The 22314-nt window shown below is 72.9% G+C and carries 22 protein-coding genes; 13 read left to right on the top strand and 9 right to left on the bottom strand.

What is annotated here, in order from left to right; genetic code table 11:
• Positions 1–2: 2 nt before the first annotated feature.
• Complete coding sequence (locus Dfulv_RS30270; RefSeq protein WP_259857179.1) at positions 3–2711, bottom strand: serine/threonine protein kinase; 2709 nt, start codon at positions 2709–2711, stop codon at positions 3–5.
• A gap of 108 nt (positions 2712–2819) precedes the next feature.
• Here Dfulv_RS30270 and Dfulv_RS30265 point away from each other — a divergent pair, with 108 nt between their 5' ends.
• From Dfulv_RS30265 to Dfulv_RS30255, 3 genes are all read left to right on the top strand, one after another.
• Positions 2820–3506 (top strand): ceramidase domain-containing protein, encoded by a 687-nt coding sequence (locus Dfulv_RS30265; RefSeq protein WP_259857177.1) that lies wholly within the window; start codon positions 2820–2822, stop codon positions 3504–3506.
• Between the two features lie 58 nt (positions 3507–3564).
• A complete protein-coding gene (locus Dfulv_RS30260) occupies positions 3565–3987 on the top strand; it encodes a hypothetical protein (protein ID WP_259857175.1) in 423 nt (140 codons plus the stop codon).
• A gap of 265 nt (positions 3988–4252) precedes the next feature.
• Positions 4253–4582: a PadR family transcriptional regulator gene (locus Dfulv_RS30255; protein WP_259857173.1), complete on the top strand. Its 330-nt coding sequence runs from the start codon at positions 4253–4255 to the stop codon at positions 4580–4582.
• Between the two features lie 256 nt (positions 4583–4838).
• On the opposite strand, the gene egtD is transcribed toward Dfulv_RS30255, so the two are convergent.
• The 5 genes from egtD to Dfulv_RS30230 form a co-directional block, all read right to left on the bottom strand.
• Positions 4839–5816 (bottom strand): L-histidine N(alpha)-methyltransferase, encoded by a 978-nt coding sequence (egtD, locus tag Dfulv_RS30250; protein ID WP_259857171.1) that lies wholly within the window; start codon positions 5814–5816, stop codon positions 4839–4841.
• Complete coding sequence (gene egtC / locus Dfulv_RS30245; RefSeq protein ID WP_259857169.1) at positions 5813–6559, bottom strand: ergothioneine biosynthesis protein EgtC; 747 nt, start codon at positions 6557–6559, stop codon at positions 5813–5815. Before egtC ends, egtD begins: the two co-directional genes overlap by 4 nt.
• Positions 6559–7857: an ergothioneine biosynthesis protein EgtB gene (egtB, locus tag Dfulv_RS30240; RefSeq protein WP_259857167.1), complete on the bottom strand. Its 1299-nt coding sequence runs from the start codon at positions 7855–7857 to the stop codon at positions 6559–6561. Before egtB ends, egtC begins: the two co-directional genes overlap by 1 nt.
• Positions 7850–9052: an ergothioneine biosynthesis glutamate--cysteine ligase EgtA gene (gene egtA / locus Dfulv_RS30235; protein WP_259857166.1), complete on the bottom strand. Its 1203-nt coding sequence runs from the start codon at positions 9050–9052 to the stop codon at positions 7850–7852. Before egtA ends, egtB begins: the two co-directional genes overlap by 8 nt.
• 159 nt (positions 9053–9211) lie before the next feature.
• Positions 9212–9667 (bottom strand): DUF3307 domain-containing protein, encoded by a 456-nt coding sequence (locus Dfulv_RS30230; protein WP_259857165.1) that lies wholly within the window; start codon positions 9665–9667, stop codon positions 9212–9214.
• A 184-nt stretch (positions 9668–9851) separates the two neighbouring features.
• Between Dfulv_RS30230 and Dfulv_RS30225 the strand changes: the two genes are divergently transcribed.
• Both Dfulv_RS30225 and Dfulv_RS30220 read left to right on the top strand, forming a co-directional pair.
• Positions 9852–10796 (top strand): sulfotransferase, encoded by a 945-nt coding sequence (locus Dfulv_RS30225; RefSeq protein ID WP_259857164.1) that lies wholly within the window; start codon positions 9852–9854, stop codon positions 10794–10796.
• Between the two features lie 62 nt (positions 10797–10858).
• Positions 10859–12016 carry an LCP family protein gene (locus Dfulv_RS30220; RefSeq protein WP_259857163.1) on the top strand — a complete coding sequence of 386 codons (1158 nt, stop codon included), beginning with the start codon at positions 10859–10861 and terminating at the stop codon, positions 12014–12016.
• A gap of 18 nt (positions 12017–12034) precedes the next feature.
• Here the strand turns inward: Dfulv_RS30220 and Dfulv_RS30215 are convergent, their stop codons facing one another.
• Positions 12035–12754, bottom strand: a complete 720-nt coding sequence (locus Dfulv_RS30215) for a GNAT family N-acetyltransferase (protein ID WP_259857162.1) — start codon at positions 12752–12754, stop codon at positions 12035–12037.
• Between the two features lie 162 nt (positions 12755–12916).
• On the opposite strand from Dfulv_RS30215, the gene Dfulv_RS30210 reads away from it, so the two are divergent.
• From Dfulv_RS30210 to gndA, 3 genes are all read left to right on the top strand, one after another.
• Positions 12917–13288, top strand: a complete 372-nt coding sequence (locus Dfulv_RS30210) for a hypothetical protein (RefSeq protein ID WP_259857161.1) — start codon at positions 12917–12919, stop codon at positions 13286–13288.
• Between the two features lie 119 nt (positions 13289–13407).
• Positions 13408–13965, top strand: a complete 558-nt coding sequence (locus Dfulv_RS30205; protein ID WP_259857159.1) for a TetR/AcrR family transcriptional regulator — start codon at positions 13408–13410, stop codon at positions 13963–13965.
• Positions 13966–14138: 173 nt separating this feature from the next.
• Complete coding sequence (gene gndA / locus Dfulv_RS30200; RefSeq protein ID WP_259857158.1) at positions 14139–15575, top strand: NADP-dependent phosphogluconate dehydrogenase; 1437 nt, start codon at positions 14139–14141, stop codon at positions 15573–15575.
• A 96-nt stretch (positions 15576–15671) separates the two neighbouring features.
• On the opposite strand, the gene Dfulv_RS30195 is transcribed toward gndA, so the two are convergent.
• Positions 15672–17018, bottom strand: a complete 1347-nt coding sequence (locus Dfulv_RS30195) for an MFS transporter (protein ID WP_259857156.1) — start codon at positions 17016–17018, stop codon at positions 15672–15674.
• Between the two features lie 51 nt (positions 17019–17069).
• Between Dfulv_RS30195 and Dfulv_RS30190 the strand changes: the two genes are divergently transcribed.
• Positions 17070–17441 carry a MerR family transcriptional regulator gene (locus Dfulv_RS30190; protein ID WP_259857154.1) on the top strand — a complete coding sequence of 124 codons (372 nt, stop codon included), beginning with the start codon at positions 17070–17072 and terminating at the stop codon, positions 17439–17441.
• 66 nt (positions 17442–17507) lie between these two features.
• On the opposite strand, the gene Dfulv_RS30185 is transcribed toward Dfulv_RS30190, so the two are convergent.
• Entirely contained in the window at positions 17508–18599 is a 1092-nt protein-coding gene (locus Dfulv_RS30185; protein ID WP_259857152.1) for a glycosyltransferase family 2 protein, read from the bottom strand.
• A 135-nt stretch (positions 18600–18734) separates the two neighbouring features.
• Here Dfulv_RS30185 and Dfulv_RS30180 point away from each other — a divergent pair, with 135 nt between their 5' ends.
• The 4 genes from Dfulv_RS30180 to Dfulv_RS30165 all read left to right on the top strand — a co-directional run bounded on the left by Dfulv_RS30180 (position 18735) and on the right by Dfulv_RS30165 (position 22310).
• On the top strand, positions 18735–19235 hold the full coding sequence (locus Dfulv_RS30180) for a SigE family RNA polymerase sigma factor (protein WP_259857150.1): 501 nt from the start codon (positions 18735–18737) through the stop codon (positions 19233–19235).
• On the top strand, positions 19232–20113 hold the full coding sequence (locus Dfulv_RS30175; RefSeq protein WP_259857148.1) for a hypothetical protein: 882 nt from the start codon (positions 19232–19234) through the stop codon (positions 20111–20113). The genes Dfulv_RS30180 and Dfulv_RS30175 overlap by 4 nt, the downstream gene beginning before the upstream one ends.
• A gap of 461 nt (positions 20114–20574) precedes the next feature.
• Positions 20575–21666, top strand: coding sequence for an LLM class flavin-dependent oxidoreductase (locus Dfulv_RS30170; RefSeq protein ID WP_259857145.1), 1092 nt, complete (start codon positions 20575–20577; stop codon positions 21664–21666).
• On the top strand, positions 21663–22310 hold the full coding sequence (locus Dfulv_RS30165; protein ID WP_259857143.1) for an FMN reductase: 648 nt from the start codon (positions 21663–21665) through the stop codon (positions 22308–22310). The genes Dfulv_RS30170 and Dfulv_RS30165 overlap by 4 nt, the downstream gene beginning before the upstream one ends.
• Positions 22311–22314 lie beyond the last annotated feature (4 nt).

Here is a 22314-nt window from a genome sequence, read left to right as displayed (position 1 = left end):
CGCTACGGCTTCGGCCTGAAGCTGTCGAAGACCAGCTGCAGCTCGGGCCGGGCGGCCTCCCAGTCGGAGTCCTTCGTCTGCCAGTAGATGCCGTACGCCTGCGTCGGTGACGTGATCACGCCCCGGTTGTTGACGTGCCGGCGCCCGCCGCTGCCGTCGAACGTGAACTCCCAGTCGGCGGCTTTCTGGAAGTAGCCGACCGGCTGGAGGCGGACCTCCGCGTAGTTCTTGAAGTCGCCACCTCTGATGCGGGAGTCCCGCTGGGCCTGCCAGTCCGCCACCGGGTCCGGCTTCGGCTCGCTGGTCTGGTCGATGCCCAGCACCTTGCCGCTGCCCGAGTCGCGGAAGTACATGATCGAGCGCTCCTTCGACTGCCGCCAGCCCGCGGGGACGTACACGGAGAAGCCCGTAGGATCGTGGTAGTCGATCCAGCCCGGCGGCAGCGGCGGGAGCGTGCTGCTGGGCGCGGCGCTCGTCGGCCCGGCGGCGGCGCTGCTCGGCGCCTGCCCGGTGGGGCTGGCATCATTCGCGGTAGGGCTCGGCGCGGCGGTCGTCGCCGGCGCGGTGCCGGCAGACCGGGCGGGCGCCGCGGTCTCGCCGCCGGGCTTGTCGTCGCCGGAGCCGACCGCCAGCCACACGATCAGCGACACGGCCACGAGCGCCGCCACTCCGGCGAGCACCGCGGCCTTGGGAGTCGTACGACCCGGGCCCCGTTTCCCCACCCCCACCGGAGGAGCGACAGCAGGCCCGTGGCCGCGCCGTTCCCGCTCCGGCTGGACGGCGACCGCCGGAGGTTCCGCCTTCACGGCCGCGCCGGTCGCCGGCCGGGCAGCCGGCTCCGCGACCTCGGCCGCCTGGGGTTCGGCGACGGTCTCCGGCTCGGCCGTAGCCTCCGGCTCGGGGACAGCCACTGCTTCCGGCTCGGGGACAGCCGCTGCCTCCGGCTCGCGGTCGGTCTCCGGTTCCGCAGCCGCCGTCTCGGGTTGGTGTGCGGTCTCCGGCTCCGCGTCGGTTGTCTCGGGCTCGCGGTCGGTCTCCGGTTCCGCAGCCGCCGTCTCGGGTTGGTGCGCGGCCTCCGGCTCTGCGGCGGACGCCTCGGGTTCGTGAGCGGTTTCCGGTTCTTCCGCCGCTGCCTCGGGCTCGATGACCGCCGCTGGCTCGGTGGTCGCCTCGGGTTCGTCTGCGGTCTCTGGTTCGTGGATCGCTTCCGGCTCCGGGGCGACGATCTCGGGCTCCAGCGTCGCCGCGGGCTCTTGTGCCGCTGCCTCGGCGTCCTGCGGCGCCGTCTCGGGCTCGTGCGCCGTTGCCCCGGTGTCTCGTGCCGCTGCCTCGGCGTCCTGCGGCGCCGTCTCGGGCTTGTGTGCCGCCACCTCGGCATCTTGCGGGACCGTCTCGGGCTCGTGTGCCGCTGCTTCGGTGTCTCGTGCCGCTACCTCGGCGTCCTGCGGTGCCGTCTCGGGCTTGTGTGCCGCCACCTCGGCATCTTGCGGGACCGTCTCGGGCTCGTGCGCCGCTGCCTCGGTGTCTCGTGCCGCTACCTCGGCATCTTGCGGCGCCGTCTCGGGCTCGTGTGCCGCCACCTCGGGCTCCTGCGGCGCCACTTCGGGCTCCCGGGCGGTCACCGGCTTCGGCGTGGGTGCTTCCTCCGCCGGTGGGGCCGGCGCGGGTATCGGCACGGCCGCCATGCCCCGGACCGCCGGCTTCACGATCGTGTCCGGGTTCTGCTGCGGCGTCCGCTGGGGCGGCACCGGCGCCGCCGGGGGAACCGCACGCCCGGGCGCCGCTCCCGGTCCCGAGGGCAGACCCCGCGCCTGTCGCGCCGGGCGTGACTGGGTGGCGGGCGCCGCCGGCCGGCCCCAGCCGCTCAGCCAGGAACGGCGCCGGCGGACCGGCTGCTCGGTGACGGCCGCGCGCAGCAACTCGGCCGTCTCGGCGAACCCGGCCCGGGCGCGGGGGTCTTTGCGCAGGAGCGCTCGCAGTGTCGGCTCCATCGAACCGGCACGCTGGGGCGGGTCGGCCTCCTCGGACGCCAGCGCGGTCAGCGTCTCCATCGCGGAGCCGCGGCCGAACGGCGAACGGCCCTCGACCGCCGCATACAGCGTCGCGCCCAGCGACCACAGGTCACTCGCCGGGCCGGCGATGCCCTCGCGGGCCCGCTCCGGCGCGATGTACTCCGGCGAGCCCAGCACGAGCCCGGTCCGCGTCACATGGCCTTCGCCTTCGACGCGGGCGATGCCGAAGTCGGTCAGTACGACACGTCCGTCCTGAGCGAGAAGGACGTTTCCGGGCTTGATGTCACGGTGGTCGACCCCGGCCCGGTGGGCGGCCTGCAGCGCGTCGAGGACTGCGAGCCCGATCTCCGCCACCCGCTTCGGCTCCAGCGGGCCGTCGGCGCGGATGACCTCGTCGAGGGAACGGGACGGCACGTATTCCATGACGAGCCAAGGATGCCCCTCCGCCGCCAGCACATCATAAACCCGCACCACGTTCGGGTGACTGAGCCGCGCCGCGGCCCGCGCCTCGCGCAGCGTCCGCTCCATGGCGACGTCGCGGGCGCTGTCGAGCAGCTCAGGCGGCAGGACGATCTGTTTGACCGCGACGTCCCGGTGCAGGGTCTCGTCCTGGGCCCGCCACACCCGGCCCATCCCGCCGGCGCCGAGCGGTTGGAGGAGACGGTAGCGGTCGGCGACGAGGGAGGGCGCGGCGGTCATGCACCATTGTGTACCCGACGGATCTTCATGCCACGCACCACCCCGGGCACGGTGTGGCGTCGCCCGGAGTTCACGATTTGGTCGTACCTCTTGCGAAGAATGCACGGCGTGTACGTGGACTCGTATTGCGAGCGGATCGCGCCCGGCCTGTGGAACGAGCCGCTCAACGCCGTGAGCAACGTCGCATTCCTCGTCGCGGCGGCGGTGCTGTTCGCCCTGCTGGCCCGCCGGCCGGTGCCGCCCCCGTTCAGCCTGTGGCTGCCGCCGGCCCTGACCGCGGTGGTCGGCGTGTGCAGCTGGACGTTCCACATGGCGGCGACCACCCCGACGGCCGCGCTCGACAGCCTGTCGATCCTGCTGTTCATCCTCGTGTCGGTGGTGGTGCTGATCCACTGGCGCTGGCGGGTACGGTGGTCGTGGGCCTGGCCGGCGGCTCCGGCCTTCGTCGCCGGCGCCGCAGCGGTCAACGCCGTGCTGTTCACCGTCGGCGGCGACCGCGCAACGCTGGGCGGCTACCTCCCGGCGCTGCTGGCCCTGGTCGGCTTCGGCCTGGCAGCGACCCGCCCGCCGCGTCCCGGACCCGCCACCGCCCCGCCGGTCGGGTCCGCCCCCGGCAGGATCCTGCTGACCGCGGCGGCCGTGTTCGCAGCGTCACTGACGTTCCGGACGATCGACGCCCCGATCTGCACCGCGATCCCGATCGGCACCCACTTCCTGTGGCACTGCCTCAACGCGGTGGTGCTGTTTCTGGTCGGCTACGCAATCGTGCGCAGCCACGAGCCGTCCGCCCCATGATCCGGAAGACTTGACGCCCATATCCGGCGCGAAGTCTCCCGGATCATGAAAGTCTGCGTTGTTCGACCGGCGCCGTCGGGCGATCCGAGGCGCAGACCTGGGCGCCGCGCTGGTGGGCTGGAACCGTCACCCGCCCGTGTTGATCATGAACCGCCGCCATGCGTTGCCGGCTCACGGGCGGCGCGTGTCGCTGCCCGAACGCGCTCACTCGGTGCTGTTCCAGCAACACCGAGTTTCCGTGGTCATGAAGCAGGCCGGCAGTTCGTCCCGGGTCGCAGCATTCGCCCAAGGCTGCCCCGTCGATCGCAACTGCCGCGGGGGCCGGCCGCACCACCCGACCAGCCTCAGCCGCAGTTGTGGTCGTGACCGCGAACATCTCGCGATCATGGGCGCGGTGGTTGAGTGCGGCTGGGTGGTGCGGTTGCGGTTGGTAGATCAAGGGAAACTTCGGGTTGCCTGGACAGCCAGATGTTTCCGATGATCAAGCAGCCCGGGTCGGGTCAGGCACGGAGCACGGCCGCCCCGCACGACGGGGTCACGGACGCCGCAGTCCGGCACCGCAGTCCGGCATCGTGGTCCGGCGCCGCAGTCCGGCGCCGCAGTCCGGCGCCGTGGTCCGGCACCCGTGCGGTGCTGGCCTCCGACCCTGCCGTACACCCTTGCCGTGGCGGCGCCGGGCATGTGCTGCGGTTTCGCGGGCCGGTGTGTTCTTGACCTGCAGAGAGATCATTTTTAGGTTGGTCGGCATGACTCCGATGCGGGAGCCGACCTTCCTCATCCTCACCGCGCTTGCGGGGCGGACCCTTCACGGGTATGCCGTGATCCAGGAGGTCTCCGAGCTCTCCGACGGGCGGGTCGTCCTGCCTGCCGGAACGCTCTACGCGGCGCTGGAGCGGCTTGTTGCCGAAGGGCTTGTCGAGCCTGACCGCAACGAGATCGTCGACGGCCGCCACCGCCGATACTACCGCCTCACCGACCCCGGCGCCCTCGCCCTCGCCGCCGATGCCGACCGGCAACGGCGCAACGTCGCCACCGCCACCGAGCGCCTCCGGGCCCGGACCGCTGACCGGGCCTGACCAGCCATAGGCCCGCCAAGGCCTACCAAAGGCGCCTGGCCGGCCAAAGGCCAACCGCGAAGAGCTGGCCGAGGGGCAACCGCGAAGAGCTGGCCGAGGGGCAACCGCGAAGAGCTGGCCGAGGGGCAACCGCAAAGAGCTGGCCAAGGGTCGACCGCAAAGAGCTGGCCAAAGGCCAACCACAAAGAGTCTGACCGGCACAAACAATCGGCCCGGGGCCTGGCCGGGATCAAGACAGCCAGGCCCGAGCCGACGATCAGGACGCCGTCGCCAGCGCCACCGCGAAACGGGAACCCGCGTCCGTCCACCAGTGGCGCACCGTGAAGCCGGCCGCCGCCAGCTCCGCCGTCAGGCCGTCCCGGCGGAACTTCGCCGACACCTCCGTGCGCAGTTCCTCGCCCTCGGCAAAAGGTACCGTGAGGTCCAGCGCCCGCAGGTGCACGGTCATCGAGCGCTCCGCCCGCAGCCGCATCTCGATCCACTCGCGCCGGGCGTCCCACAACGCTACGTGGGTGAACGCGTCGACGTCGAAGTCGGCGTCCAGCTCGCGGTTGAGCACCCGCAGGACGTTGCGGTTGAACTCGGCGGTCACGCCCTGCGCGTCGTCGTACGCGGGCACCAGGACCGCCGGGTCCTTCACCAGGTCGGCGCCGAGCAGGAACCACTCGCCGACCGACAGCTGGGCCCGCAGGGTGGTGAGGAACGGCGACCGCTCCGCGGGCGTGAAGTTGCCGATCGTACCGCCGAGGAACGCCACCAGCCGGCTGCCGGTGTCCGGCAGGACCTCCAGGTGGTTGACGAAGTCGGCGACCACGCCCCGGACGTGCAGGTCGGGATAGTCGGCACGTAGCGCGCCGACCGCGTCGTGCAGCGCGGCGGCGGAGACGTCGAGCGGCACGAACGAGCCCAGCGTGCCGTGGTCACGCAGCGCGTCGAGCAGCAGCCGGGTCTTCTCCGACGAGCCGGAGCCGAGCTCGACCAGGGTTTTCGCGCCGGTGACCCGGGCGACGGTCGCCGCGTGGTCGGTGAGGATCTCCCGCTCGGCGCGGGTCGGGTAGTACTCCGGCAGGCGGGTGATCTCCTCGAACAGTTCGCTGCCGCGGGCGTCGTAGAAGTACTTCGGCGGCAGCCACTTCGGCGACGCGGACAGGCCGGCCCGGACGTCGGCGCGCAGGGCCTCGATCCGGTCGGCGTCGTGGAGGTACACGTCGAGATCGGTGTCCGGATGGGTCACGATGCAACACCTTTCACGGAGACGGTCGACGCGGTGGCGACGAGCAGGGAGCCGTCGGGGACGGGTCGCCAGGCGTCGGACGGGGACAGCGGCTCGGACGCGACCAGCACGCTGTCGGAGGAGGCCAGCACCGACAGCGCGTGACCGCACGCCGTGGCGGCGATCGTCGTCCCGTCGGTGACGAGCAGGTTGAGCCGCGAGCCGGGCGCCGCTGCGGACATGAGCGCGACGACCTCGGCCAGCGCCCCGGCCGGGTCGAGGCCGGCGCGCAGCCGGTGGCGGACCAGCGCCCAGAGCAGGGCGCTGTCCGTCGGCGCGTCCAGGGTGAGCAGGTCGCGGACCGGCAGGGCGGCGGCGAGGTCCGCGACGCTGTCCGGCCAGCCGGTCACCTTGCCGTTGTGGCTGAACAGCCACGGCCCCTCGGCGAAGGGGGCCGCGGCCGTCTCGACGACCGGCATGCCGACGGTCGCCGACCGGACCGCCGCGAGGACGGCGCCGGACGACACCGCCGCGGCCAGCGCCGGCAGGTCCGCGTCGGTCCATAATGGACGATCACGCCGATACCGCAACGGGACGTCCGAACCCGGCGGGAACCAGCCGATCCCGAAACCGTCGGCGTTGATCGTGCCGCCGCCCCGCATGTCCTGCGGCGCCCACGACTGCCGGGCGAGCGAGTGCGGCGGATCGAACAGCAGGCCGGACAGCGGGATCGGCGGCCCCAGGTAGGCCAGGTGCCGGCACACTAGGCGGGCTCCGGCGTCCGTGCGGTGCGGAAGCCGCTGAAGATCTGCCGGCGGATCGGGTAGTCCCAGTTGCGGAACGTGCCGCGGCAGGCGGCCGGATCGGTGCCGAACGAGCCGCCGCGCAGCACCTTGTAGTCGGGGCCGAAGAACACCTCGGAGTACTCGCGGTACGGGAACGCGGTGAACCCCGGGTAGGCCGCGAAGTCGCTGTCGACCCACTCCCAGACGTCGCCGATGAGCTGGTGCACGCCGAGCGGCGACGCGCCCGCCGGATAGGCGCCGACCGGTGCTGGGGACAGGTGGCGCTGCCCGAGGTTGGCGTGTTCCGGCCCGGGATCCTCGTCGCCCCACGGGTAGCGGCGCGAGCGGCCGCTCGCCGGGTCGAACCGGGCGGCCTTCTCCCACTCGGCCTCGGTGGGCAGGCGCCGGCCGGCCCAGGTGGCATACGCCTTCGCCTCGTGGAACGACACGTGCACGACGGGGGCATCGGGCACGATCGGCGCGGTGCGGCCGAACTCGGTGGCGAGCCAGCCGGACGGGTCGCGACTCCAGTGCAGCGGGGCGACGAGCCCGGCCTCCTGCCGGTGCCGCCAGCCCTCCGTGGTCCACCACCGCTCGTCGTCGTAGCCGCCGTCGTCGGCGAAGGCCGCGTACTGCGCGTTGGTGACGGGCGCGACGTCGATGTGGAACGCGTCGACGAAGACGTCGTGCGCCGGGCGCTCGTTGTCCAGCGCCCACGCCTCGGTGGACGTGCCCATCGTGAAGCTGCCGGCGGGAACGAGGACCTCGCCGCCGACGCGGGCCTGCGCCTCCGGTGGCGGGGGAGCGCTCAGGACCGCCGGGCCCACCCGTAGCTGGTGCGTGGCGAGCATCGTCTCGTCGTGCTGCTGCTCGTGCTGCACGATCATCCCGAAGGCGAACGCGTTGTCGATCAGCTGCCGGCCCTCGAGCCGCACCCGGTCGAGCACGTCGAGCGCCTTGTCACGGACCTGCGCCACGTATGCGCGGGCCTCCGCCGGACCGAGCAGCGGCAGCGCGGGGCGGTCGCGGCGGGCGTGCTTGAACGCGTCGTAGAGGTGGTCGATGTCCTGGCGCACCGGCTCACGCCCGCCGACGTCGCGCACCAGCCACAGCTCCTCCTGGTTGCCGATGTGGGCCAGGTCCCACACCAGCGGGGACATGAGCGGCGAGTGCTGCTTGACCAGGTCGCCGTCGTCGACGGCGTCGGTCAGGACGGCGGAGCGGCGGCGGGTCCGTTCGAGTTCGGTCGCGACGCGCTGCCTGAGGTCGTCAGCCATTGCGGGTGCTCCCTTCGATGACGTCGTCGAGCAGGTGCTGCGGAAGGTCCAGGTTGGCCAGGGCGAGGTCGCGCACGGCGCGTGCGGCGCCCGCGAGGACCGGGTCGGCCATGCCGTCCCGGGCGGCCTCGACCCACCGGCCGGCGGCGGGTGCGCACAGGTCACGCGCCTTGTCGGTGATGGCGTGGTCGGTGAGCACCGCGCTGAGCAGCGCGGCCGGGGCGAACCAGGACCGGCCCGGCTGGGTGTCGAGGTACCGGATCTCGAGGTAGCCCCGCGGGCGGACCGGTGGGAACAGGGTGCTGAGGTGGTAATCCAGGTCCGCGTATGTCGGCGGGCCCGGTAACACGCCGCGGATCCAGTCCGCGAACGTGAGGTCCGGCGGCACGGTCCACGGACCGTCCGTGCGGCGGACGCAGAGCAGGGTCGCGGTCAGCGCGTATCGCACCCAGTCGGCGACGGGGTCGCCGGACGTCGCCACCGGCCTGGTCCGGGACGGGTCGATGCCGTGCCACACGCGCTGGCGCGCGGAGGCCCAGCCGGAGTCGAGCCCGGCGAACCGGCGGGAGTTGGCGAACAGGGCCAGCAGGGGCGGGCCCAGCTCGTGCACCGCGGCCCAGCGGGCGGCGAGGCGGTCGGCGGGCCCGGCGTCCAGGCACACCTGGAGGCCGGCGGTGCTGCACATCATGATCGTTCCGGACACGCCCCGGCGCTCGAACGCCGCTTCCATCGCGTCGTAGCGGGGGGTGGACAGCAGCCGCCGGGGCGGGCGGTGCGGGTCGACGCCGGTGTCGCCGAGGCGCAGGCCGGTCCGGGCGAGCAGGGCGGTGAGCTGGTTGAGCTCGGCGTTGACCGCGGCGTGCAGGGCGGTCAGGGAGGGATGCGGCCGGCTGGAGAGCTCGACCTGGCCACCGGGCTCGAGGGTGACGGCGGCGCCGTGTGCCAGCGGGAGGCCGGGGCTGTCGGCGCGGAGGACGCCCGGGGCGTGGTCGCCGAGGGCCTGACAGAGCCGATCGCGATCGACGGGGGTCGTCGGGGTGGTGCGGTCATGGACGGTGTACTCGAGTTCGACGCCGACCGTCTCCGGTGGTCCGGTTTTGAAGCAGATCGATGCAATGTAGCCCTCGGCCTGCTCGACGTCCCGGATCACCGCATCGCGATCGGCGGTCTTGCGCTTGCTCTGCAAGGTCGCCATGCGAACCGACGCTACCTGGGGATCCGGCCGTCGGCGAATGCTCATGCTGAACAAGCGGTTACCGATCGACTACGGACGGACGGTTAACCAGCGATTTTGTGCGGCGGGTCCGGTGCAACGGTACCGCCGGGAGAACACCCCGGCGGGTGACGCCAAGGGTTAGAGCCCGGCCACGAGCAACGCGGAGATCAGCAGGGCGCCCTTGTGCAGTGCCTGGTCGGCGACGTACATCCCGCAGATCGGTGACGTCGTCTCGGCGAACTCGGGCGAGCCGGTCGCGCGCAGCACCGCCCGCACCGGCCAGCGGCGGTCGAGCAGCCCGTGCGTGACCACGGAGAACACCAGGCCGGCGGCGACGCCGGGCGGTGACAGCGGCAGCCGCAGCGCGGCGGCGGTGAGCAGCAGGACCCCGATGACCGTCAGGTGGTAGGAGAGCAGGTGCCCGGACAGCGCCCGCCAGCCGGCCCGGCCCGGCGTGGACTTGAGCGTGGCCTGCCGGTCGGTCTGCGCGACGTGGTCGCCGAGCGCGTGCCCGACGAGCATCGCGGCGAGGGCCACCAGAAACACGACGGCCCGCATGAGCACGTCGGTCGCCACCACGTCGTTCGTCATCATGAAGGGGCTCCTCACGTGGACCGTCCGCCGCACGGACATCGGTGGAGCCGCCATCATGCGCATGGTCCGCGGCCGAGTTCTATGTCGAACGTTGCAGAACACATGTGTCGTCGGTCGCGCGGCGTGATACGCACCATAGTGGGTGAAGTCGTAACTCTTGGGACATCTCGCCCGTTGTCATGAGGTGCGCAGCGACCCGACCCCGACCACCCGTGTGCTGTACCTCGCCGGGTGGGGACGCAGCGGCAGCACGCTCGCCGAGAGCCTGCTCGACCAGGTGCCCGACCTCGTCGGCGTCGGCGAGATCAAGTTCCTGTGGGAGCGCGGCCTCCAGCAGAACCGCCGTTGCAGCTGCGGCACCCCGCTGCGCTCGTGCGACTTCTGGGTCCAGGTGCTCAAGGAGGCGTTCGGCGGCATCCCCGGCGACGCGGAGGCCGGCCGCCTCGACGCCGCGTCGCGCCGCTTCCGCACCAGGCACCTGCCCGGCCTGCTCCTGCGCTCGGCCGGCCCACCCGACACCGAGGAGCTGCGGTGGTACTTCGGGGTGTTGCGCCGGCTGTACGCGGCCGTCGCCGAGGTCAGCGGCGCGAAGGTGGTCGTCGACTCGTCGAAGTTCCCGTCGTACCTCACGGCGCTGCTGCGGGTGCCGGGCCTCGACCTCCGGGTGGCGCACATCGTGCGGGACCCGCGGGCGGTGGCATATTCGTGGCAGCGGCTCAAGCATGACCCGGACGCCCCGAACGGCGCCCTGATGCCGCGCATGCACCCTGGTTTCACGGCGCTGTACTGGTCGGCGTGGAACCTCGCGACGGAGCGGATCGCGCGGCGGGCGGGGTTGCCGTATTTCCGGTTCCGCTACGAGGACCTGGTGGCCGACCCGGCCGGCACGGTGCGGTCGGTGACCCGGTTGAGCGGCGTGCCGGAGGCGGAACTCCCGCTGGACGGGCGCGGCGAACTGCTGGTCCGCCCGACCCACCAGGTGTCCGGCAACCCGGTGCGGTTCCGCTCGGGCGCGGTGCCGTTGCGGCTGGACGACGAGTGGACGACGCGGATGCCTTCGCGTCACCGCTACCTCACCGGCGCCGTGACCGTCCCGCTGCGCCACCGCTACGGCTACCGCGACTCCTGACTTCGCCGATACTCCTCAACCGCACCCGGTGGCTGCCGATGCTGCTCCACGAGGAGGGCAGGATGGGTCGGCGGTTCATGCGCCAGGCGCTCGTCGGGATCCTCGCCGTCGCCGTCATGGTCGGCGGGGGAACACTCGTCTGGCAACACTACGTCGCCAACGTCGATCAGCTCGACCTGCTCGGGGACGCCGCCCGGGGCGGGGACGGACCGCGGGACATCACCATCGAGTCGGCGCCGCGGCTGTCCGCTCCGCCGGGGCCCCGGGCCACGCGGCCGCCGGTCGTCACGCAGGAAGAGCTCGACCGGCAGCCCGGCTACAACATGCTCCTCATCGGCATCGACGCCCGGCCGCACGAGGACCAGGCCGGCTCCCGCGCCGACTCCGTCATCGTCCTGCACGTCGCCGCGTCCGGCCGGCGGGCGTACCTCGTGTCGCTGCCCCGGGACACCCGCGTCGAGATCCCCGGCCACGGCACCGACAAGCTCAACGCCGCGTTCGCCGTGGGGTCGGGGCGGGGCGGGCGGGCCGGCGGGTTCCAGCTGCTCGCGCTCACCGTCCAGCGGCTCACCGGGCTCGCGCTCGACGCCGGGGCGATCGTCGACTTCGCCGGGCTGCGCAAGGTGGTCGACGCCGTCGGCGGGGTCGACCTGTGCGTCGACGCCGAGACGACCTCCGTGCACATCGGCTGGGACGCGCAGGGCCGGCAGACCGCGCCCTACCGGCTGATCCCGCCGGACTTCCGGCCCGAGAAGATCCCGGGTGTCCGTCCCCAGGTCTACCACGTCGGCTGCCGCCACTTCGCCGGCTGGGAGGCGCTGGACTACGTGCGGCAGCGGGAACTGCTCCCCGACGGCGACTACGGCCGGCAGCGCCACCAGCAGCAGCTCCTTCTCGCGCTCGCGGACCGGGTCACCTCGGCCGGCGTGCTGACCAACCCGGTCGCGCTGGACCGGACGCTCACCGCGATCGGCGACTCGCTGACGTTCGACGGCAACGGGCGCTCGCTCACCGAGTGGATGCTGCGGCTGCGCGGGCTCGGCCCGGAGGACCTCACCATGCTGCGCACCAACGGCGGGCGGTTCAACTCCGACGCGCGCGGCGGCAGGTCGTACGAAACCCTCGACGAGACCACCGGGGAGCTCTTCGCGGCGGCCCGCGCCGACCGCCTCGACGCCTTCGCCGAGCAGCACCCCGACTGGGTCATCCAGCCCCGCTGAGGGCCGTCCGGGCTACCCTCACGCCCACCAGGTGGCGGCGGTGATCCGGTCGAAGCCGAGCGACTCGTACAGCGGCCGGCCGGACCGCGAGGCGGTGAGCGTCACGGGCCGGGAGTCGAAGCGGGTCAGCACCTCGTGCATGATCGCCCGGCCGACACCCCGGGAGCGGAACTCGGGCATCGTGGTCACCCAGTAGACCCCGACCGCGGCGGCGTCCGGGTTCACCAGGCAGGCGCCGGCGGGCTCCCCGTCGATCGCCGCCAGGAACAGCTCGACCCGGTCCAGCAGCGCCGGCGGGAAGACCACCCCCGGCCGGTACGGCTGGAAGTGCTCCAGGGCGAACCCGTCGACGACGATCCGCTCGGCCGTGCGCAGGTCCTCCGCGGACGTCACACGGGTGACCGGGACGCTCGGCGCGGGCAGCGGGGCGCCGGGGTGGCGGATCATGACCGGCAGCTGCCGGGCGGCGAGCCCGAGCGGGCTCATGTCGACCGACCCGTACGCGTCCTCGACCATCACGCGGCGGCCGGTGCCCTGCCGCACGAGGGCGATCAGCTCGGAGAGGTCGCCGCCGGACGGGTCGGCGCGCAGGGTCAGGACCCGCAGGCCGGCCCGCTCGTCCCCGGAGACCGCCAGGAACCCCGGCCGGCGGGTCAGCGCGTCGCCGCGGGACTCGCCGACGGCGGTCCAGAAAGCGGCGGCGTTGTCCGTGGCGAGAGTCAGTGGCTCCGTCGGCACCCCGTCAGCCTATGGTGTCGCCCGCCCGGGCGCCGGGCGCCTCACCCACCATGACCAGCGTCGATGCGATTGGCGGTGGTACCAGGGAGGTGGCCCGTGAAGGGCGCCTATACTCCGCTCGTCCGAGGCTCATGCGGTACCGATGCGCGATTGGCGGCGAACGTGGACCCTCTGCCGCCGGTCACGCCCCGGTGCGACGGCCTCTACGTCGCGCAGTGGCCCGAGCAGGACAGCTTCAGCTATCTGCGGTTCTACCCGGACTGCTGGGTGACCAGTGTGTCGAGCACCGGCACGCCGGAGCAGGTGGCGCGCTGGATCGGCCGGAAACGGCGGGACCTCGGCCAGGGCCGGTACGTCATGGCCGGCCACGAGATCCTGTTCTGCCTGGTCAGCCCGCGCGGCCGCGTCGACTACACGGGTGTCGTGCCGCCGGACGCGGCGCTGATCGAGCTGAACAGCCACAGCCTGATCAACCAGCACCGCGGCACGGCGGTCCACGACTTCGTGCCGATCACCGGCTTCGGAGCGCCGTGAGGTCACACGGGCTCGAAGCCGGTCGGAGCGGTCCGGCGGCCAGGTCTCGGCCGTCGTTGCCCCTTTGCTAAAGTGGAGGTAAGCCTCCACAATGCCTCCGACTTCGAGGAACCGACACCGTGACGGAGCCGACACCCGCCGTGCGCCGCCCGCAGCGTGCGGACGCCCGGCGCAACTTCGACGCCCTGCTCGCCGCCGCCCGCGACGCCTTCGCCGAGCACGGCACCGGCGCCTCCCTCGAGGACATCGCGCGCCGGGCCGGGGTGGGCATCGGCACGCTGTACCGCAACTTCCCCACCCGCCAGGACCTGTTCGACAGCGTCCACGTGGGCGAGATCGAGGACCTCTGCCGGGCCGCCGAGCAGGTCGCCGAGCTGCCGCCCTGGGAGGCGCTGACGGTCTGGCTGCGCCGGTTCGTCGCCTACGTCGCCACCAAACGGGCCATCGCCGAGGCGCTCAACCGCGACTCGGAGATGATGCGCAGCAGCCGCGCGGCGATGTACGCGGCGGGCGAGCCGCTGCTGACCCGCGCGCAGGAGGCCGGGCTCGCCCGCGTCGACCTGAGCTTCGACGACCTGCTGCGGCTCGTCGCCGGGATCACCGGCGGCGGCTACGTCGACGAGGCGCAACGCGAGCGGGTGCTCGCGATCGCCCTGGACGGCGTCCGAGCCAGGTAGCGAGGTGGACGACGGCCCCGGATCCTGGTTGCTGGAATCGTTTCCCCGGCCGTGCCGCGGCGCGACAGTCGGCGGGTAGCCTGGTCCGACGCGCGCTTCGAACCGTGATCACGGGGTAGTGATCTTTGGGTCGGGGGGCGAGGATCGTAACGACTGGATGAGGTGCATCGCAGATGTCCGACCTGGCACAGATCGGCGTGACCGGCCTCGCGGTGATGGGCCGGAACCTGGCCCGGAACCTGGCCCGCAACGGTTACGCCGTCGCCGTGCACAACCGCTCGTACGAGCGCACCCGCCGTCTCGTGGACGAGTTCGGGCATGAGGGCACCTTCGTGCCGAGCGAGTTGATGGCGGACTTCGTCGCCTCGCTCGCCCGCCCGCGGGCCGTCATCATCATGGTGAAGGCCGGCGCGCCCACCGACGCCGTCATCGACGAGCTGGTGCCGCTGCTGGAAGAGGGCGACATGATCGTCGACGCCGGCAACGCGCACTTCGCCGACACCCGCCGCCGCGAGCAGAAGCTGCGCGAGCACGGCCTGCACTTCGTCGGCACCGGCGTCTCCGGCGGCGAGGAGGGCGCGCTGCTCGGCCCGAGCATCATGCCCGGCGGCTCCCCGGAGTCGTACCGGACGCTCGGCCCCATGTTCGAGAAGATCGCCGCCAAGGTCGACGGCACCCCCTGCTGCACCCACATCGGGCCGGACGGCGCGGGGCACTTCGTGAAGATGGTGCACAACGGCATCGAGTACGCCGACATGCAGCTCATCGCCGAGGCCTACGACCTGCTGCGGGCCGGCCTGGGCGCTACCCCGGCGGAGATCGCCGACATCTTCCGCACCTGGAACACCGGCGACCTCGAGTCGTTCCTCATCGAGATCACCGCCGACGTGCTCGGCCACACCGACTCGGTGACCGGCAAGGCGTTCGTCGACATCGTGCTCGACCAGGCCGAGCAGAAGGGCACCGGCCGCTGGACCGTGCAGAGCGCCCTCGACCTGGGCGTGCCGATCACCGGCATCGCCGAGGCGACGTTCGCCCGGTCCCTGTCCGGCCACGCCGACCAGCGCGCCGCCGCCCGCGAGGCCTTCGGCACCGACCGCGCGCAGATCGAGGTCAAGGACCGCGACCAGTTCGTCGAGGACGTGCGCCGGGCGCTGTACGCGTCGAAGATCGTCGCTTACGCGCAGGGCTTCGACCACATCCAGGCCGGCAGCGAGGAGTTCGGCTGGAGCATCGACCGGGGCAGCCTCGCCACGATCTGGCGCGGCGGCTGCATCATCCGCGCCCGGTTCCTCGACCGCATCCGCGAGGCCTACGACGAGAACCCGGACCTCAAGAGCCTCATGGTGGCGCCGTACTTCGCCGCCGGCGTCAACGACGGCGTGCCGAGCTGGCGCCGGGTCGTCGCCGCGGCCGCCGAGACGGGCATTCCGGTCCCGGCGTTCTCGTCCTCGCTGTCGTACTTCGACGGCCTGCGCGCCGAGCGCCTGCCCGCCTCGCTGATCCAGGGCCTGCGGGACAACTTCGGCGCACACACCTACCGCCGGACCGACCGCGACGGCACCTTCCACGTCGAGTGGGCCGGCGACAAGCAGGAGCACCAGGCCTGACCCGCGTTGATCAAGCACTTGTGGTGCCGTGACACCCCCGGAACGCCCGGGTTGTTCGGCACCGCAAGTGCGTGATCGACGCGGTTGGAGGCTTCGTCACCGCGCGCCGGCCGGGCTGGCCGCGCCGGTCGCGTCCGCCGCACCCGGCCGGGCCGCGACGAGCGCCCCGGCGGCCGCCGCGGCGGCGGTGAGCCAGAACGCGACGGCGAAGTCCCCGCCGTGCAGCACGAGCGTCAGCACCGCGACGGTGACGGCGCCCGCGAGGTACTGCGACGTGGTCAGCAGCGCGCCGGCGGACGACTGCAGGGCCGCGGGCACGTCCCGGCCGCCGAGGATGAACATCGACGTGTAGATCATGCCGTGGGCGAATCCGGTGACGAGCAGGCCCGGCAGCAGCCCGGTGGCGTAGGCGCCCGTGCCGCCCAGCGCGAGCCAGGCGAGTCCCGCCGCGGCCAGGACGAACGCCCCGGCCAGGGTCGGCGGCGTGCCGAACCGCCGCACGGCACGGGCCGTCGCCGAACTGCCGACGGTGACCATCGCGGCCAGCGGCAGGAACGCGAGGCCCGCCCGCAGCGGCTCGTAGCCGCGCAGGGTCTGCAGCAGCAGGGTCACCACGTAGAACTCCGAGCCGACGCTCGCCATGTAGAGCGCGGTGGCCGCGGTGCCGGTCCGCAGCGAGCCGATCCGGCGCAGCGAGACGTCGACCAGCGTCGAAGTGCCGCGGCGCTCGCCGGCCAGGAACCCTGCGGTCAGCGCGCCGCCCGCGGCGACGGTGGCCAGGGTCAGCGGCGACCGCCAGCCCTCGGTGCCGGCGAAGGTCAGGCCCAGCACCACGGCCAGCGCCGCGCCGGTCGCCAGCAGCGCGGCCCGCAGCGGTACGCGCTGATCCGTGCCCCGCCGCATCGCCAGCCACAGCAGCCCGCCGACGGCGCAGAACACCGTCACCGGCACGTTGACGTAGAACGTCCAGCGCCAGGACGCCCGGGTGAGCAGGCCGCCGAGCACCACACCCGCGGCCAGGCCCGACGCGCCGACCGCACCCCAGACCGACAGCGCCCGGGTGCGGGCCGGCCCCGCCGCGAAGGTGCTGCCGATGAGCCCGAGGACCGCCGGCTGCAGCAGCGCCGCGGCCACACCCTGCGCGCCGCGCGCGGCCAGCAGCGTCGCGCCGTCACCCGCCGCGCCGCCGACCACACTCGCGACACCGAACAGCGCGGTCGCCGCGACGAACAGCCGGCCCGCGCCGACCCGGTCCGCGAGCCGGCCGCCGACGAGGAGGAACCCCGCGAACGGCACCGCGTAGGCGCTCACGACCCACTGCGCCGTGCCCAGGTCGAGCCCCAGATCGCGCGCCATGCCCGGCAGGGCGACGTAGACGATCGAGTAGTCGAGCGCGAGCAGGAACTGCGCCAGCGCGAGCACCACGAGGTTCATGTCGCGCATCGTCCGACCTTCACATTAGTGTGAAGGTCAAAGGGATTGGGGGCAGGTCACATGCGCATCGGCGAGCTGTCGCGCCGGACCGGCACGCCGACCCGGCTGCTGCGCTACTACGAGGAGCAGGGACTGCTCACGCCCGGGCGGCTGCCGAACGGGTACCGCGACTACGGCGAGCACCTCGTCGACCGGGTCCAGCAGATCCGCGGCCTGCTCGACGTCGGCCTGCCCACCCGGGTGATCAAGGACGTGCTGCCGTGCCTCGACACCCCGTGCACGATCACCATCTCGGACGCGAGCGAGGAGCTGGTCGAGTTGCTCCGCCGCGAGCGCGACCGGATGGACGCGCGGATCGCCTGCCTGGCCCGCAACCGCGACGCGATCGACGCCTACCTGGCCCAGGTGACGGCGAGCCGCGGCGCCGTGTGATCCAGGCGGGTGATCCGCGCGCCTCCGGCGTGGGTTCACGCGTCCTGCGCTGCGCCGCGGACCCGGTCACGCGGCACCGCCGGTCCACGGGCCGGCCGCGCGCCAGCGGATGTGGCCGCGCAGCCAGTGCGCGACCGCGACCGGCGGGATCACGACGCTGGTCACCACCGTCCGGCCGATCTCGCCGGGGAAGCCCGGGCCGGCCGCGATCCTGGCCGCGGCGAACTCCGCGGTGCCGAGCGCCCACGCGGCACCCGCCACCGCCGCCGTACGGCCGAGCCGCCGCGCCGCGACGGGAGCGCGGCGGGCCGTCAGGTAGCGCCCGGCGAGCGCCGCGGCCGTGAGCGCGCCCGCCGCCGCGACGAGGGCGTGCCGGCGCCGCCGGCCGTGCGGCACCTCGAGCAGCGTGCGCCAGCTCGGGCCGTACAACCGCCGCAGCAACGCGTCGTCGGTGTTGCCGCGCTGCGTGCGCACGCTCACCCATATGCTCTCGCGCCGCACCGGGTGGTTGACGGTGCGGCGGCCGCGCTCGAGGCGCCAGCCGGCCAGCCGGACCCGGAGGGCCAGGTCGGAGTCCTCCCGGAACGCGCGCGGGAACCGCTCGTCGAAGCCGCCGACCGCGTCGAGGACCGCCCGGCGATAGGCCATGTCCGCCGTCAGCCACGCACCCTCGGCGAGCCCCGCGGTCGCCCGTTCCCGGTCGGCCGGGCGCCCGGGCGGCACCGGCATCCGGACCCGGCCCTGGACACCACCGACGCCGCGCGGCGCCGGGCCGAGGTCGGCCAGCAGGTCGGCGTACCAGGTCGCCGAGGGCAGGACGTCGTCGTCGAGGAACGCCACCCACTCGTGGCGCGCGGCCCGCCAGCCGATGTTGCGCGCCGCGGCCGGGCCGGCCGCGCGGCCGGTGAGGACCTTCACCGACGGCGGCACCGGAAGTGCGACGGCCCGGTCCGGGCGGTCGTCGACGACCAGGATCTCCACAGTGGACGGTGCGTCCTGGAGCGCCGCCAGCAGGGCCCGCAGGCTCGGTCGGCCGAGGGTCGGCACGACGACGCTGACCCCGGTCACCGGCCCCGGCCCGCCGTGCTCGGCGGGCACCGCCGAGTCCTCCGCGACCGCGAGCCCGGCCGGCCGCTTGCTGATCCCGAGCACCTTCATGTCCCGCCGACCTACCCCGGTGCGGGTCGGCCAACCACAATCGCTTCGACGATCAAAGCGATGTGGTCCGCCCGACGAGATGACGGTGACAACCTTCCTGCCGGGTGACGTTGTTGACCCGGCAGGAGGTTGCCGGTGGAGGATTTCGAGTCGTACGTGAGCGTGGCGTGGCCGCGGCTGCTGCGGTCCGCCTGGCTGCTCACCAGCGACTGGCACAAGGCCGAGGACCTGGTCCAGACCGTGCTCGCCCGTGCCTACGGCCGCTGGGAACGCATCCGCGAGGGGTCACCCGACGGGTACCTGCGGGCGATGCTCGCCACCACGTACCTCAGCTGGTGGCGGCGGCGCTGGCGGGGCGAGGTGCCGACCGAGCAGCTGCCGGAGCCGCCACAGGCCGCCGACCCGCACGGCCAGGTCGAGCTGCGGCAGGTCATGTCCGCGGCCCTCGCCCGGCTGCCGAGGCAGCAACGGGCCGTGCTGATGCTGCGGTACCTCGGCGACTTCAGCGAGGCCGCGACCGCCCGCACGCTCGGCATGCGGCCCGGCACCGTCAAGTCACACACCTCCCGGGCCCTGGCCGCGCTGCGCCGGGACCCGCACCTGCGCGACCTGTTCTCGGAGGTCCTGGGGCGATGAGCGAAGAACAGCTGATCGATCTCATCGAGCGGGGCATCCCGGACGTGCCGGAGGAACTCCTCGCCGCACCCAAGGAGAGCATCCGCCGGCGGATCCGGCGCCGCCGCCAGGCCGGCTGGAGCGCGGCGACGGCCGCGCTGACGGTCGTGGCAGTGGCCGTCGGGCTCGGCGCGGCCCGTCCGGCGCCGCCCGAGGAGGTCATCGTGGAGCCGAGCCCCACCGACCAGTTCGTGGTGCTGTCCCCGCTCACATGGCAGGTGGCGCGCGTCGCCCAGAACGGGACCTCGGTGGTGTTGTGGGTCGACGTGCCGGAGGGAGTGTGCCTGGAGTACCGCGACCTGACCGTACTGACGAACGAGGAGGACCGCGCCGACCGCGTGTACCTGACGGTCGCCACGGAAGGCGGCACCAGCGTCGACGCACCCTGCCAGGCCAAGGCCGCGGAGGCCCGTGGCCTGCTGCGCAAGCCGCTGGGCGACCGGCGGATCGAGGACGGCGGCGAGCCCGGCAGCCCGCGCCTGGTCATCCGCGACGCCGACCTGCCGCAGGTGACGCGGCACGGCTGGACGGAGGTCCCCGGCATGCACTCAGGGCTCGACGGCACCTCGTTCACCCTGGCCTACACCCGGTCCGGCGGCCCCGACCTGCTGCTCCGCATGGTGCCGAAGGCCCTGGCGCCGGAGCGCCTGGGCGATCCGGTCGGCACGGTGCCGCTCGGGTCACGTACCGGCCAGGTCTACCGGTCGAACGGGGACCTCTGGCTTTACTGGGAGGCCCACGACGTCGTCTACGGCCTGTCGGCGCGGCCCGCCGCCGGCGGCCGGCCGCTGGAAAGATCCGCGTTCGAGCAGCTGATCCGTGACATGACGTGGCCGTGACCCGCTGGAGGTGTGCCGCTCGGTGGGTTTTGAGGTGGCCGGGCACATGATGGTGGACGACCTCCCGGTCTGGGTGCTGTCCCGCCCACCGGCGGATTCCACCGCCTGACCCGCCGGGCCCGGTCGCCCCGGGCCGCGTGCAGCGTCGGCCGGGACCGCTGTCTGGGGAGCCTGTCGCGCAATTCGGATCCCTCGCGCGTCAACCCCGACAACCGCGCCGATCTTGGAGTTGTGGTCCTTGACAAACCCGGACAAATTCGGAGGTTCATGGCGCCACAACTCCAAGATCGGCGCGTAGTTGGGCCGCCTCGCGTGCATCGCGGGAGCGGAATGGGCGATTTGTCGCAATCTGAAAAGTCACTAAAGTTGACTGTTCACTAGCGGAATGTTTGACGCAACAGCTATGTTGCAGCGTGCAAGGACCGGGGAACCGACCCCGACAACGTAGCGGAGCGTGCGAGATGCAGTTCGGAGTGTTCACCGTCGGTGACGTCACGCAGGACCCGACCACCGGGCGTGTGCCGACGGACGCGGAGCGCGTGAAGGCGATGATGACCATCGCGCTGAAGGCGGAGGAGGTCGGCCTCGACGTCTTCGCGCTGGGTGAGCACCACAACCCGCCGTTCGTGCCGTCCTCGCCGACCACCATGCTGGGCTGGATCGCGGCGAAGACCACCAAGCTGCGGCTCTCCACCGCGACCACGCTGATCACCACCAACGACCCGGTGAAGATCGCCGAGGACTACGCGATGCTGCAGCACCTCGCCGACGGCCGCGTGGACCTCATGATGGGCCGCGGCAACACCGGGCCGGTGTACCCCTGGTTCGGCCAGGACATCCGTAACGGCATCGCGCTCGCCGTGGAGAACTACGCCCTGCTGCGCCGGCTGTGGCGCGAGGACGTCGTCGACTGGGAGGGCAAGTTCCGCACCCCGCTGCAGGGCTTCACCGCCACGCCGCGGCCGCTCGACGGCATCCCGCCGTTCGTGTGGCACGGCTCGATCCGCAGCCCGGAGATCGCGGAGCAGGCCGCCTACTACGGTGACGGCTTCTTCGCCAACCACATCTTCTGGCCGAAGGAGCACACCCAGCGCATGGTCGACCTCTACCGGCGCCGGTTCGAGCACTACGGCCACGGCTCGGCGGACCAGGCCGTCGTCGGCCTCGGCGGGCAGGTCTTCATGCGCAAGAACTCGCAGGACGCCAAGCGCGAGTTCCGGCCGTACTTCGACAACGCCCCCGTCTACGGCCACGGCCCGTCCCTGGAGGACTTCACGGCGCAGACCCCGCTGACGGTCGGCAGCCCGCAGGAGGTCATCGACCGGACGCTCACCTTCCGGTCGTACGTCGGCGACTACCAGCGGCAGCTGTTCCTCGTCGACCACGCCGGCCTGCCGCTCAAGACGGTGCTGGAGCAGCTCGACATCCTCGGCGAGGAGGTCGTTCCGGTGCTGCGCAAGGAGTTCGCGATCGGCCGCCCGGCCCACGTGCCGGACGCCCCGACGCACGAGTCCCTCAAGGCCGCCGCGGAGAAGGTCGAGGTCCAGGCGTGAAGCAGCGCAATCTCGTAGCGGTCGCCGCCGGGCTGAGCCAGCCGTCGTCGACGCGGCTGCTGGCCGACCGGCTCACCGCGGCGGCGCGCGAGGAACTCGCCGCCCGCGGGATCGAGGCCACGGTGCGCACGGTCGAGCTGCGCGACCTCGCCCACGACATCACCGACCACCTGCTGACCGGCTTCCCGTCGCCCGCGCTGAAGGAGGTGCTCGACGCGGTCGCCGGTGCCGACGGGCTGATCGCCGTCAGCCCGATCTTCAACGCCTCGTACAGCGGCCTGTTCAAGTCCTTCTTCGACGTGCTCGACGATGCGGTACTGCGGGACAAGCCCGTCCTGCTCGGCGCGACCGGCGGCACGGCGCGCCACTCGCTGGCGCTCGAGCACGCGCTGCGCCCGATGTTCACCTACCTGCACGCGGTCGTGTCACCCACCGCGGTCTTCGCCGCGACCGAGGACTGGGCCGGCGGCGGGACGGACACCACGCTGCACCATCGGATCCGCCGCGCGGGTGCCGAGCTGGCGGCGCTGGTGGAGGCGCGGGAACCGGCCACCGTCGCCGACCCGTTCGAGCTGACGACGACGTTCGACACGCTGCTGGCCGAGGGCTCCGCCCGGTCGGTCACCAACGACCTGCGGCTCTGAGCCA

This window comes from Dactylosporangium fulvum (genome assembly GCF_025137375.1).
GTDB classification, from domain to species: Bacteria; Actinomycetota; Actinomycetes; order Mycobacteriales; family Micromonosporaceae; genus Dactylosporangium; species Dactylosporangium fulvum.
This window is presented reverse-complemented; position numbering and strand designations above follow the sequence as displayed.

Bases quoted from the DNA above. Each gene is read 5' to 3' on its own strand.
- Dfulv_RS30170 (WP_259857145.1), top strand. From the start codon at position 20,575: ATGCAGTTCGGAGTGTTCACCGTCGGTGACGTCACGCAGGACCCGACC.
- egtB (WP_259857167.1), bottom strand. From the start codon at position 7,857: ATGGCTGACGACCTCAGGCAGCGCGTCGCGACCGAACTCGAACGGACC.
- gndA (WP_259857158.1), top strand. From the start codon at position 14,139: ATGTCCGACCTGGCACAGATCGGCGTGACCGGCCTCGCGGTGATGGGC.
- Dfulv_RS30195 (WP_259857156.1), bottom strand. From the start codon at position 17,018: ATGCGCGACATGAACCTCGTGGTGCTCGCGCTGGCGCAGTTCCTGCTC.
- Dfulv_RS30255 (WP_259857173.1), top strand. From the start codon at position 4,253: ATGACTCCGATGCGGGAGCCGACCTTCCTCATCCTCACCGCGCTTGCG.
- Dfulv_RS30220 (WP_259857163.1), top strand. From the start codon at position 10,859: ATGGGTCGGCGGTTCATGCGCCAGGCGCTCGTCGGGATCCTCGCCGTC.
- egtA (WP_259857166.1), bottom strand. From the start codon at position 9,052: ATGGCGACCTTGCAGAGCAAGCGCAAGACCGCCGATCGCGATGCGGTG.
- Dfulv_RS30185 (WP_259857152.1), bottom strand. From the start codon at position 18,599: ATGAAGGTGCTCGGGATCAGCAAGCGGCCGGCCGGGCTCGCGGTCGCG.
- Dfulv_RS30230 (WP_259857165.1), bottom strand. From the start codon at position 9,667: ATGATGACGAACGACGTGGTGGCGACCGACGTGCTCATGCGGGCCGTC.
- Dfulv_RS30175 (WP_259857148.1), top strand. From the start codon at position 19,232: ATGAGCGAAGAACAGCTGATCGATCTCATCGAGCGGGGCATCCCGGAC.
- Dfulv_RS30190 (WP_259857154.1), top strand. From the start codon at position 17,070: ATGCGCATCGGCGAGCTGTCGCGCCGGACCGGCACGCCGACCCGGCTG.
- Dfulv_RS30270 (WP_259857179.1), bottom strand. From the start codon at position 2,711: ATGACCGCCGCGCCCTCCCTCGTCGCCGACCGCTACCGTCTCCTCCAA.